At 62.5% G+C, this 12,558-nt stretch carries 11 protein-coding genes; all 11 read left to right on the top strand.

All coding sequences use genetic code 11. The annotated features are described in order from the left end of the window. Positions 1-4 precede the first annotated feature (4 nt). The 11 genes from ACP7BX_RS04270 (at position 5) to ACP7BX_RS04220 (ending at position 12,549) form a co-directional block, all read left to right on the top strand. Positions 5-1,345: an MFS transporter gene (locus ACP7BX_RS04270; RefSeq protein ID WP_095014842.1), complete on the top strand. Its 1,341-nt coding sequence runs from the start codon at positions 5-7 to the stop codon at positions 1,343-1,345. 10 nt (positions 1,346-1,355) lie between these two features. Next, complete coding sequence (locus ACP7BX_RS04265; protein WP_314535458.1) at positions 1,356-2,117, top strand: SDR family NAD(P)-dependent oxidoreductase; 762 nt, start codon at positions 1,356-1,358, stop codon at positions 2,115-2,117. Between the two features lie 13 nt (positions 2,118-2,130). Then, complete coding sequence (locus ACP7BX_RS04260; RefSeq protein ID WP_426128340.1) at positions 2,131-2,880, top strand: SDR family NAD(P)-dependent oxidoreductase; 750 nt, start codon at positions 2,131-2,133, stop codon at positions 2,878-2,880. Between the two features lie 13 nt (positions 2,881-2,893). Next, positions 2,894-3,193, top strand: a complete 300-nt coding sequence (locus ACP7BX_RS04255) for a hypothetical protein (protein WP_177111662.1) — start codon at positions 2,894-2,896, stop codon at positions 3,191-3,193. Beyond that, positions 3,190-4,164: a CobW family GTP-binding protein gene (locus ACP7BX_RS04250; RefSeq protein ID WP_426128342.1), complete on the top strand. Its 975-nt coding sequence runs from the start codon at positions 3,190-3,192 to the stop codon at positions 4,162-4,164. Before ACP7BX_RS04255 ends, ACP7BX_RS04250 begins: the two co-directional genes overlap by 4 nt. Beyond that, positions 4,161-5,336, top strand: coding sequence for an ABC transporter substrate-binding protein (locus ACP7BX_RS04245; protein ID WP_426128344.1), 1,176 nt, complete (start codon positions 4,161-4,163; stop codon positions 5,334-5,336). The genes ACP7BX_RS04250 and ACP7BX_RS04245 overlap by 4 nt, the downstream gene beginning before the upstream one ends. A 368-nt stretch (positions 5,337-5,704) precedes the next feature. Next, entirely contained in the window at positions 5,705-8,041 is a 2,337-nt protein-coding gene (locus ACP7BX_RS04240; RefSeq protein WP_426128346.1) for a putative bifunctional diguanylate cyclase/phosphodiesterase, read from the top strand. Positions 8,042-8,251: 210 nt separating this feature from the next. Then, a complete protein-coding gene (locus ACP7BX_RS04235) occupies positions 8,252-8,929 on the top strand; it encodes a methylamine utilization protein (RefSeq protein WP_426128349.1) in 678 nt (225 codons plus the stop codon). Beyond that, the gene (locus ACP7BX_RS04230) at positions 8,913-11,261 is read left to right on the top strand and encodes a putative bifunctional diguanylate cyclase/phosphodiesterase (RefSeq protein WP_426128351.1); all 2,349 of its coding nucleotides are present in this window, start codon (positions 8,913-8,915) and stop codon (positions 11,259-11,261) included. The genes ACP7BX_RS04235 and ACP7BX_RS04230 overlap by 17 nt, the downstream gene beginning before the upstream one ends. Positions 11,262-11,266: 5 nt before the next feature. Then, positions 11,267-12,130, top strand: coding sequence for a DUF3034 family protein (locus ACP7BX_RS04225; RefSeq protein WP_269132945.1), 864 nt, complete (start codon positions 11,267-11,269; stop codon positions 12,128-12,130). After that, positions 12,130-12,549: a group I truncated hemoglobin gene (locus ACP7BX_RS04220; protein WP_269132946.1), complete on the top strand. Its 420-nt coding sequence runs from the start codon at positions 12,130-12,132 to the stop codon at positions 12,547-12,549. The genes ACP7BX_RS04225 and ACP7BX_RS04220 overlap by 1 nt, the downstream gene beginning before the upstream one ends. Positions 12,550-12,558 lie beyond the last annotated feature (9 nt).

The raw sequence follows: 12,558 nt of genomic DNA, 5'->3' as shown, positions 1-12,558 counted from the left end.
ACCCATGTCCATCTACAACAAGCTTGACCTGACTGGCTGGAAACCCCGGCAACTGACGTCCAAGGAGGTGCGTTTCGCCACCTGGATCGCGTTTTTTGCCTGGGTGTTTGCGGTGTATGACTTCATCCTGTTCGGCACGTTGCTGCCGGAGATCGGCCGGCATTTTGGCTGGGGTGAAGTGGAGCAAGCTGAAATCGCGACGTGGGTGGCGGTGGGCACGGCGGTGGTCGCGTTTGCCATCGGCCCGGTGGTGGATAAATTGGGGCGGCGCACCGGGATCATCTTCACCGTGGCCGGCTCTGCGCTGTGCTCGGCGCTGACCGCGATTGGCGGGGCGTGGGGAAAATCGCCGTTGATCCTGATCCGTTCGTTGGGCGGTTTGGGTTATGCCGAGGAAACCGTCAACGCCACGTATTTGAGTGAGTTGTATGGCGCCTCTGAGGATCCGCGCCTGACCAAGCGCCGCGGTTTTATCTACAGCCTGGTACAAGGCGGCTGGCCGGTGGGTGCGTTGATTGCCGCCGGTTTGACCGCGCTGTTGCTGCCGATCATTGGCTGGCAGGGCTGCTTTATCTTCGCCGCGATCCCGGCCATCGTCATCGCGATCATGGCGCGCAAGCTCAAGGAGAGCCCGCAGTTCCAGATCCACCAGCGCATCAGCCAATTGCGTAAAAGCGGCGCCGTCACAGAAGCGCAAAACGTCGCCGCCACCTATGGCGTGGATTACGACGAACACAGCAAGGCGGGCCTTAAAGCCGCGTTCCGTGGCCCGGCGCGTCGCGCCACCTTAGTGATTGGCGCGGCACTGTTGCTCAACTGGGCGGCGATCCAGGTGTTCAGCGTGCTCGGTACCTCGGTGATCATCAGCGTGCACCACATCTCGTTCGAGAACTCGCTGATCATCCTGGTGCTGTCGAACCTGGTCGGCTATTGCGGCTACCTCAGCCACGGCTGGATGGGCGACAAGATCGGCCGTCGCAATGTCATTGGCCTGGGCTGGATGCTCGGCGGACTGTCGTTCGCCGGGATGCTGTTTGGCCCGAGCAATATGCCGATGGTGGTCGGGCTGTATAGCCTGGGTTTGTTCTTCCTGATCGGGCCGTACTCGGCGGCGCTGTTTTTTATCAGCGAGAGTTTCCCCACCAGCATTCGCGCTACCGGCGGCGCAATCATCCACGCCATGGGCCCGATTGGTGCGGTAGTCGCAGGCTTTGGTGCGACCCAAGTGTTGTCCGCTGGCAGCGACTGGCAGACCGCCGCGCTGTGGTTCGGTGCGCTGCCGTGCTTCCTGTCCGGCGCCTTGATGTTTGCCGCACGCCATGTGCGTCCGGAAACCGTTCAGTAAGGAGTGTTCGATGAGTCGTAAAGTTGCCTTGATTACCGGTGCTGCCAGCGGCATCGGCCAAGCCCTCGCCGTGGCCTATGCGCGCAACGGTGTGGCGGTGGTCGGCGGGTATTACCCGGCCGATCCCCATGACCCGCAGACCACCGTCAGCCTTGTGGACGAGGCGGGCGGCGAGTGCCTGATGCTGCCGTTGGACGTGGGTGACACCGCTTCCGTCGATGCACTGGCCGCGCAAGCCATCCAGCATTTCGGCCGACTCGATTACGCCGTGGCCAACGCCGGCCTGCTGCGCCGCGCACCCTTGCTGGAGATGACCGACGCGTTGTGGGACGAAATGCTCAATGTCGACCTCACGGGGGTGATGCGCACCTTCCGCGCGGCAACTCGACATATGCATGCAGGCGGCGCGCTGGTGGCGATTTCGTCGATTGCCGGCGGCGTGTATGGCTGGCAGGAACACAGCCACTACGCGGCGGCCAAGGCTGGCGTGCCGGGGTTGTGCCGGTCGCTGGCGGTGGAACTGGCGGCCAAGGGCATTCGTTGCAATGCGGTGATTCCTGGGTTGATCGAGACGCCGCAGTCGCTGGATGCAAAGAACTCGCTGGGGCCGGAAGGCTTGGCCAAAGCGGCGCGCGCGATTCCATTGGGCCGGGTAGGGCGGGCGGATGAGGTGGCGTCGCTGGTGCAGTTTTTGACCAGTGACGCGTCGAGCTATCTGACCGGGCAAAGCATTGTCATCGACGGTGGTTTAACCGTGCGCTGGCCGGACTGATTGAGGAATGAACATGAGACAATTGGAAAACCGCCGCGCGGTGATCACCGGCGCCGGCAGCGGCATCGGTGCCGCCATCGCCCGTGCCTACGCCGCTGAAGGCGCGCGCCTGGTGCTGGCCGACCGCAACGCCGCCAGCCTCGCGGAAACGGCGATCACCTGCCGCAACCTCGGCGCCGAGGTGTTCGAATGCCTGGCCGATGTCGGCACCGTCGACGGTGCGCAGGCGAGTGTTGACCGTTGCGTCGAACACTTCGGTGGCATCGATATCCTGGTCAACAACGCCGGTATGCTCACCCAGGCGCGCTGCGTCGACCTGACCATCGAGATGTGGAACGACATGCTGCGCGTCGACCTCACCAGCGTGTTCGTCGCCAGCCAGCGCGCCCTGCCGCACATGCTTGCGCAGCGTTGGGGGCGGATCATCAACGTCGCCTCGCAACTGGGCATCAAGGGCGGCGCCGAGCTGACCCATTACGCGGCGGCCAAGGCCGGGGTGATCGGCTTCACCAAGTCCCTGGCCCTGGAAGTGGCCAAGGACAATGTGTTGGTCAACGCCATCGCGCCCGGCCCGATCGAGACGCCGTTGGTGGGCGGTATCAGCGACGACTGGAAACGCGCCAAGGCCAAGGAACTGCCCCTGGGGCGCTTCGGCCTGGCGGATGAAGTGGCGCCCACGGCGGTGCTGCTGGCCAGCGAGCCCGGTGGCAACCTGTTCGTCGGCCAGACGCTGGGTCCGAACTCCGGCGATGTCATGCCATGAGTGAGGTATAGCTATGTGTGGACTCTGCGGCTTGCTCGGCGAAGACTTGCACTGGAGCGATCCTCTGGGCGACGAACTGCCCCGACGCCGCGAACGCCTGCGCCGAATCGCCGCCATCAACCAGGTGCTGGCGGTGTTCCGGCTCAAGGTCGAAGACTTCCAGGGCGCGTCGTATCTGCTGCTGGGCGCTACCGGTAAGCAGGAGTTGGCCAGCGGTCTGGATCAACTCTGGCAGGCGGCCGAAACGATGCTCGGCCGTCCGTTGGATCCCCTCGATCCGCGCTTGCTGGATCATCTGGAGTCATCCGTATGAGCATCGCCCTTAATGTCATCACTGGCTTCCTGGGTAGCGGTAAGACCACCTTGCTCAAGCGTCTGCTGCAAGGCGAAAGCCTGGGCGACACCGCGCTGCTGATCAACGAATTCGGCGATGTCGGTATCGACCATCTGCTGGTGGAAGAAGTCGCGCCAGACACCGTACTGCTGCCCAGCGGCTGCGTGTGTTGTTCGATCCGAGGCGAGTTGAAAGACGCGCTGCTCGGCCTGCTGCAACGCCGCGAGCGTGGTGAAATCCCGGCGTTCAAGCGCGTCATTCTGGAGACCACCGGCCTGGCCGACCCGGCGCCGATTCTTGCCACCCTGAACAACGACGTGCAACTGCGCGGGCGTTTTCATGTGGGCCTGGTGATCACCCTGGTCGATGCCAGCCACGCCGCCCTGCAAGAACGCCTGCACCCGGAATGGCTGGCGCAGGTGGCGGCGGCGGATCGCCTGCTGTTGAGCAAAACCGACCTGGCCGGCGATTGCACGGCGTTGCGCGCTCACTTGCAGGCGCTGAATGCCGGTACGCCGATCCTCGATACCCACGACATCCACAGCGGCGATCAACTGTTGCTCGGCGAAGGCCTGCGCGGCGCCGAACCTGCCGTGGAAGTCAGTCGCTGGCAACTGCATCGCACCACCACCGCTACCCACGGCGCCGCCCAAGTGTGCAGCCTGACCTTCGACCAGCCGCTGGACTGGGTGGGTTTCGGGGTGTGGTTGTCGATGCTGTTAAGATGCCACGGCGAACGAATCCTTCGTGTCAAAGGGCTGCTCAACGTGAACGCCAGTAACGCTCCCATCGTCATTCATGGTGTGCAGCATTGCCTGCATGCGCCGGTTCATTTGCCTGCATGGCCGGGCACCGATCGGCAATCGCGCCTGGTGTTTATCCTGCGTGGTCTAGACCCCGAACTGTTGCGACGTTCCTTCAACGTGTTCTCGCGGCGGTTCGCGGCATGATCACTCTGCGCGTCCTCGGCACCTCCGTCACCCTGCTTGAATGCCTGCGCGTCCGTGCGGAACAGGAGCTGGGTATTCGCCTGGTCTACCAAGTGCACGATGTCGAGCAGGCCCAACGCATCGCGGTGATGCAACCCGACAGCTATGACCTGTACGACCAATGGTTCCACAACGTCGACTTCGTGTGGCCGGCGCGTGCGATCCAGCCTATCGACACCCGACGCATCGCGCTGTGGCACGAAATCAATGATTTGCCCAAGCGCGGTCGCCTATCACCGGATGACCGACTGGGCAGCGGCAGCGTGCCCAGCGAACGGTTGTTCGTGCAGCACGACGGCAGCCTCGGCAGCACGGTCACCGAGCGCATCAGCATGTTACCCCTGACCCACAACGCCGACAGCTTCGCCTACCGCCCCGAACGCTTGCCCGAAGGCTTTTGCCACGGTAATGAAAGCTGGGGCTGGCTGCTCGATCCCGCTTGGCGTGCACGCACGGCCCTGCAGAGTGACGCGGCTATCGGCGCGCTGGATGCTGCATTGGCGGTGCAGGGTGCGGGGCTGGCCAGTTTCAGGGACATCGGCAATATGAGCATCGAGGAGATCGACGTGCTCGCCGACATCCTGGTTCGTAAGCAGAAGGAGGGGCACTTTGCGGCGTTCTGGTCTGATGATGAAGAGGCGGCGCAATTGATGCTCAGCCCGAGTATCGATATCCAGAGCCTGTGGTCGCCGACCTTGATGCGCCTTCATCGTGCGGGGGTGAAATACCGCTTGGCGGTGCCGCGTGAAGGGTATCGCGCGTGGTTTGGTGGGTTGTCGTTGTCGCGGCATACGAAGGGGCCGGTGTTGGATGCGGCTTATGCGTATTTGAATTGGTGGTTGTCGGGGTGGCCTGGGGCGGTGATGGCGCGCCAGGGGTATTACATTGGCAATCCGGCGCGGAGTCGGGATCACTTGAGCAGTGCGGAGTGGGATTACTGGTATGCCGGCAAGCCGGCTCGGGAGGAGTTGCTGGGGAGTGATGGGTTGCCGTTGATTGATGTGGGTGAGGTGCGGGATGGGGGGTCTTATGAAGCACGCATGGGGCATATTGCGGTGTGGAATTCGGTGATGGATGAGCATAATTATCTGGTGCGCAGGTGGGGGGATTTTATGCGGGCTCGGTGTGTTTGATTGATTGAGTACATATCCGTTTCTTCGGTAACGGCGGATATTGGTTCCGCTCTTACAGCGGGTCACTTTTGGCTGGGCCGGCATTCCGGCTCTTTTCCAAAAGTGACCCGCCGTAAGGGCGGAACCCCTATCAGCCGTTACCCAAATAACGGATATGCCCCCCCCGCCAACCCATTGTCGCCAAAAAACCGCCACTAAACTCCCCGCTTTTATTGGGTGCACTTAACCCAAGTCCCAGCTAATCTCCTAAGACCTAATATTCAATCCAAATGGATATTTTTTTGACGCCAGGTCAGCAGTCGCAAGGAATGCACATGACAAAGGGACGTAGTGGCAGAGAGAGGCGAACGCTGCCAGAGGGCACTGCAATGAGGTGGCGCCATACGTTCCAAACCCGCATCGCCGGGGTGCTGGCGCTGTTACTGCTGGTGGTGGTCGGCGCCACCTATTTCGCCGTCAAGACCGCCACCACCCGCGCCGTGGAAAACCAGGCCCAAGTCCAGTTGCAAACCGGCAGCCAAGTGTTCGAGCGCCTCATCGACCTGCGCGGGCGGCGCCTGCAATACGGGCTCGACTGGCTGACCGTCGACCTCCCGTTCAAACAAGCTGTGGCCGAAGGCAAGACTGTGCCGATTCTGGCTGCATTGCGTCGCCACGGCACGGGCATCCGTTCCAGCGAGGTCTTCGTACTGGACCTGGACGGCAAGGTCATGGTCAGCACTTTGCCCATCCTCACGCGCGGCCAACCGTTCCCCTATGACGATGCCCTGCGCCATGCCCGGCGCACGGGCCTGCAGATGCTGATCGTGGCCTTGGATGGCCGGCCGTACCTGCTGGTGCAGGATGAAGTGCTCGACGAGTTGCCCATCGCACGCATCGTCATGGGCTTTCCCATGGACAAGCTGTTCGCCAATGAACTGCGTTCCATGAGTAATCTGGAGGTGTCGTTCCTCAGCGTGCAAAACGGCATCCCCGGCCCATTGTTCAGCACTCAACCGGATGCTTACCAGGCCGCCACCCTCAGCCTGTTGCGCGAAGGGCATGTCGACCCCGAGTCGAAAATCCACTTGTTCTATGGCCAGCGGGTACTCAGCCAGGTGCTGCCGCTGGCCAACACCGACGATGGCGATGAAGTGCGCGTGCTGCTGCAAAGCCCACTCGACCATGCCCTGGAATCCTTTGCGCCGCTGGACCGGCAGTTCCTCGGGATTGCCCTGGCAGTGCTGCTGGTGTCGTTGGCCGGCGCGCTGTTTCTGGCGCGACGGGTATCGCGCCCGCTCAATGCCCTGGTGCAGGCGGCCGAGCGTATCGGTGCCGGTGATTACCGCACACCGGTGCGAGTGCGCAGTCACGATGAATTCGGCTTGCTGGCCCGCGCCTTCAACGCCATGCAAAGCGGTATTGCCGTGCGCGAGCGGCAGTTGGCGCATAACGCCTTGCACGACCCGCTCACCGGTTTGCCCAACCGCGCCCTGGCCATGGAACGCCTGGGCAGTGCGATCAGTGCGCGACGGCCGGTGGTGTTGCTGTACGTCGGCATCGAAAACTACCGGGTGATCAACGAAGGCTTCGGCCCCGAAGGCGTTGAAGAGATGCTGCGCGAAGCCAGTCGCTGCCTGTCCATGAGCCTGTTGGCCAGCGATACGGCGGCGCGTATCGCCGGCAGTGAGTTCCTGCTGTTACTGGAAAACACTGAGGTTGATCGCGCCGTGGCCCGCGCCGACCGTCTCTACGCGCTGCTCACCGAGCCGCAGCGCATCGGCCATGACGAGCTGCGCCACGAAGTGAGCATCGGCATCGCCGCCTACCCGGCCGACGGCCAGCAAGTGGAAGAGTTGATCAGCCGCGCCGCCATCGCCCGGCATGACGCCGCCAGCCTGCCGGGGCATTTGCAGATCTACCAGCAGGACCGCGACCTGGCCCACCAACGCCAGATCACCCTGATCCGTGACCTGCGTCGAGCGGCCATCGAGGGTGAGTTGTTCCTGTGCTACCAGCCCAAACTCGACCTCAAGCATGGCCACGTACGCCAGGCCGAAGCCTTGTTGCGCTGGCAGCACCCGACCCTCGGCCAGGTGTCTCCGGCAGAGTTCATCCCCTTGGCCGAACGCACTGGCAGCATGGGCAGCCTGACCCTGTGGGTGATTGAAGAAGCCATCCGCCAGATCGCCGAGTGGTCGCAGCGCGGCATGCTGATCCAGCTGTCGGTGAATATCTCGGTGGATGATTTGGCTGATGATGACCTGGCGATTCGTGTCACTGCGCTGTTGATGCAATATCAGGTGGAGGCCGAGCAACTGATTTTCGAGATCACCGAAAGCGCGATCATGCACAACCCGCAACAGGCCCTCAGTGTGTTGGAGCAGTTGCGCGGCTGCGGCATCAGTTTGTCGGTGGATGACTTCGGCACTGGCTATTCATCCCTCGCGCAATTGCAGCGCCTGCCGGTGCAGGAGTTGAAGATCGACCAGTCCTTCATACGTAACCTCAACAACACCAGTGGCGACGGGGTGATCGTGCGCTCCACCATCGAGATGAGCCACAACCTTGGGCTCAAGGTCGTCGCCGAGGGCGTGGAATTCGCCCCCAGCCTGAAGCTGCTCAAACAGTGGAATTGCGACACCGCGCAGGGCTACCTGATCAGTCGGCCCTTGAATGCCATGGCGTTCGAGATGTGGATGCGTCGCGAACGGGTGCCGATCTAGATAAGCCCTTCCCATCGACTACAGATTTTCAAGACGGGGCCGATAACCTCTACAGAGCCTGACCGATTGCATAGGTTTTTGCCGACCGGCGGTCATGTATTGATGCATGTCCAGTGATGGCAATTGGCCTTATTTACGTCATCATGCTCGCAGTTCAATGCTGTTGTGCCAAGGCTGGCCGCTCTTTTAGCCCTTTTCTGCGGATCGACCATGGCTCGGATTTTCTCTCTGTTATCCCTTGCTGCGCTGTTGCTGGCGGCGGCCGGCCTTGTGCCTGCGGCGACGCTTGAGGTGTTGGCTTACCAGGCCGATGGCCGCCCGGTGACCGATGCGGTGGTGACCGTGCAGGGCCCGGTTGGTGCGCCCGAGGGTGTGCTCAAGGCGGATATGGACCAGCGCGGCCAACGCTTCGCGCCTCATGTGTTGGCGGTGCATACCGGCACGCAGGTGCGCTTCCCCAATAGCGACAACATTCGTCATCAGGTCTATTCGTTTTCCACCGCCAAGCGCTTTGAGCTGCGGCTATACGAGGGCACACCATCCGACCCGCTGCTGTTCGACAAGCCCGGGGTCGTGGTGTTGGGCTGCAATATCCATGATTGGATGCTCGGCTATATCTACGTGACCGATGATCCTCGCTTCGGTGTCAGCGATGCCGAGGGACGTGTGCGCCTGGAGCAACTGCCGGCCGGTGACTACCACCTGACCCTGTGGCACCCGCAGTTGGCGGGTATGCAGCCGCTGGACGGCGGTACCTTGAAAATCCCCGCTGCGGGCCTGAGCCATCGGGTTTCAATGAGCCTGGAGCCTGCGTCCGCGGATCTACCGCCGACGCCTAGCGCCTTTGGTGATGCCTTCAATCGAGCCGCCCGTGAAACTGCGCAGTAGTTTCCAGGCGCGTGTCGCCAGTGTGCTGATCCTGCTCTCGCTGGTGGTGATCGGCGCGCTGTATTTCAGCGTCAAGGCGGCGACCCGCTCGGCGGTACACGGCCAGGCCCTGTCCCAGTTGGATGTGGGCACGCGGGTGTTCGAGCGCTTGCTCGATGTTCGTGGCCGGCGTCTGGCTGACGGCGTTCAGCTGTTGGCCGCCGACTTCGGTTTTCGCGATGCGGTCGCCAGTGGCGATTCGGCGACGATGCGCTCGGTGCTGCTCAACCACGGCAAGCGCATCAACGCCAGCGACATGATCCTGCTGGGCATGGACGGCAAAGTCCTGGCCAGCACCCTGGAGGAAGTCCCGGAGGGCTCGACCTTTCGTTACGACCAGGCGTTGCGCGAAGCACGACGCAATCGCCAGGCGATGTTGATGGTGCCGTTGCAAGGCGAGCCGCATCTGTTGGTGGAGGCTTCGGTGCTGGCGCCATTGCCGATTGCGCGGGTGGTGATGGGTTTCAGCATGGACGCAGCGTTTGCCGATGAGCTGCGTTCGTTGAGCAACCTGGAAGTCTCGTTCCTGGCGATTGACCACGACCGCCCTGGCGAGTTGGTCAGCACCCAGCCACAGGTGCTGCGCGAGAGTATCAGTGTATTGATGCAAGGCGACTCTACGCGCCGTGGCGTGTCGACCACCGATCATCTTGAACACAGCTTTCTGAGTCAGTCGTTGGTCCTGGCCAGTGATGAAAACGGTAAAGTCCTGGCCTTGCTGCAAAGTCCGCTGGACGCGGCGATGCAGGCGTTTGTGCCGCTGGATGAAAAGATCCTCGGGATTGCCTTGGTCGCGCTGATAGCGTCGCTGGTCGGTGCCTTGCTGCTGGCCCGTACGGTGTCGCGCCCGGTGCAGGCGCTGGCGCTGGCGGCCGAGCGTATCCGCAGCGGCGACTACCAGACCCCGGTCGTGCTGGCGCGCAGTGATGAACTGGGGCGCCTGGCGCTGGCGGTCAACACCATGCAAAGCGGGATTGCCGAGCGTGAACAACAGCTGGCGCACAACGCCCTGCATGATCGTCTCACCGGCCTGCCAAATCGTGCGCTGGCGATGGAGCGCCTGGGCAGTGCGATTGCCCTGCAACGACCGATGGCGCTGATTTACCTGGGCATCGACAACCTGCGCGCCGCCAGCGAAGCCGCCGGCCCCGAAGCCGTGGACCAATTGCTGTTGACGGTGAGCCAGCGCCTGCAGGCGGCGCTACGCCCCGGCGACACCTTGGCGCACCTGATTGCCGATGAGTTCCTACTGCTGCTGGAAGGCGCGGGCAGTGACGAGGCGGTGGGCATGGCTGACAAACTTCAGCAACTGTTGCTGCGTCCCCAGCGCATCAATGGCCATGACCTGGCGTTGGATTGCCGCCTGGGCATCGCGGCCTACCCGGCCGATGGCGAAAGTCCCCAAACCTTGCTGGAACGCGCGGCCATCGCCATGAAAGATGCCGCGCAGATGCCGGGGCGCTTGCAGATTTACGAGCAGGGCCGTGACCTGGCGCACCGCCGGCAAATCACCTTGATCCGCGACCTGCGCCACGCGCCTAATCAGGGCCAACTGCTGCTGCACTACCAGCCCAAACTGGATATTCGCCAGGGCCACGTGCGCCAGGCCGAAGCCCTGTTGCGCTGGCAACACCCGCAATTTGGCATGGTCTCGCCCGCGGAGTTCATCCCCTTGGCCGAGCGCTCGGGCAGCATCCAGTTGCTGACCCAATGGGTGATCGAAGAGGGCATTCGCCAGTTGTGCGAATGGAACCGGCGTGGCCTGTCGCTACAGTTGTCGCTGAACATCTCGGCCGATGATCTGCTCGGCGATGAACTGGCCCACCGCGTGTCGGCGTTGTTGCGTCGCTACGGCTTGCCGGCGGAACAGCTGTTGTTCGAAATCACTGAAAGCGCGGTGATGCGCGAGCCGGAAAAAGCCCTCAAGGTACTCAACTTGCTGCGCGACTGCGGTATCGGCCTGTCGGTGGACGACTTCGGCACCGGTTATTCGTCATTGGCCCACCTCAAGCGCCTGCCGGTGCAAGAGTTGAAGATCGACCAATCCTTTGTGCGCAACCTCGATGAAACCAGTGAAGACGCGGTGATCGTGCGCTCCACCATCGAGATGAGTCACAACCTGGGCCTCAAGGTGGTCGCCGAGGGCGTTGAGTACGCCCACAGCCTGCGCTTGCTGGAGCGTTGGCAGTGCGACACGGCCCAGGGTTACCTGATCAGTCGGCCTTTGAGTGCCGACGCCTTCGAAGCCTGGGTGGCCTTGCCCCTCAGTGCGCAAACTTCCCTGGTTCATTGAGTGGCATGACGGTGCGTGTTTCTTTTCTGATCGGTTGCCTTGGTGCACTGACCCTGCAAACGGCGTGGGCCGATAACGGCCGTCTGATTGCCACGGGTGGCGCCAGCAGCATTGAAGGTACGGCGGGCGGCGGGATCACGCCGTGGGCGCTGCTGGCCGGGTATGGCGAACAGCACGAGTGGGGCGCCACGGCGTTCGCCACCACGGTCAACCTGCCGGACTATCGGCTGGACGTGGCCGGGTTGGCGCTGGCGTATGACAACCGCGTCGAAGTGTCTTTCGCCCGCCAGCGTTTCGACCTCGGCACGCTGGTGCACACGCTCAACCTGCCCGAAGACAACCTTGGCCAGGACGTGCTGGGCCTCAAGGTGCGACTGTTTGGCGACGTGATCTACGACGATTTGCCCCAAGTGTCCCTGGGCTTGGAATACAAGCACCAGACCAACTTCGACATCCCGAAGTTGGTGGGCGCCAAGCGTGACAGCGACGTTGAAGGCTACCTCGCCGCCAGTCGCTTGTTCATGGGCGCCGCGTTTGGCTACAACGTGCTGGTCAACGGCAGCCTGCGCTACAGCCGGGCGAATGAAACCGGTTTGCTAGGCTTTGGCGGCGACCGCCGCGACAGCCGCAGCCTGCTCAAGGAAGGCTCGCTGGCGTTGCTGCTCAACCCGCGCTGGGCGGTGGGCGTGGAGTACCGCGAGAAGCCCGACAACCTGTCGTTTGCCGGCGAAAGTGACTGGGCGGATGTGTTCGTCGGCTACTTTCCCAACAAGCATGTGTCGTTCGTATTGGCCTACGCACGCCTGGGCGAAATCGCCACGCTGGATAACCAGAACGGTACCTACTTGTCTGTGCAGGGGAGTTTCTGATGCGTTGGCTGCCTGTGGTGTTCGTCATGCTGCTCAGTGCCTGCGCTCAGCAACCGCCCAAGGACGACAGCCTGTACCGCGACCTCGGCGCCATGCCGGGTATCACGCGTATCGTTGAGGGCATGCTGCTCAACATCGCCCGCGATGAACGTATCGTCGAACGCTTCCGGCGCATTGATATACAGCGCCTGCGCAACAAATTGATCGAGCAGTTCTGTGTGGAAGCGGGCGGGCCGTGCACTTACACCGGGGATAGCATGGCCGAGAGTCACAAGGGGCAGAATGTGAGCCGCAGTGACTTCAATGCGTTGGTGGAGGATTTGATCAAGGCGATGGACAGCGAGGGAATCTCGGTGCCGGTGCAAAACCGTCTGATTGCACGGTTGGCCGTGATGCGCGGGGATGTGATCGAACACTGACCCCAAGAA

Source organism: Pseudomonas sp. DWP3-1-3b3, from assembly GCF_049896305.1.
Lineage (GTDB): Bacteria > Pseudomonadota > Gammaproteobacteria > Pseudomonadales > Pseudomonadaceae > Aquipseudomonas > Aquipseudomonas azotoformans_A.
This window is presented reverse-complemented; position numbering and strand designations above follow the sequence as displayed.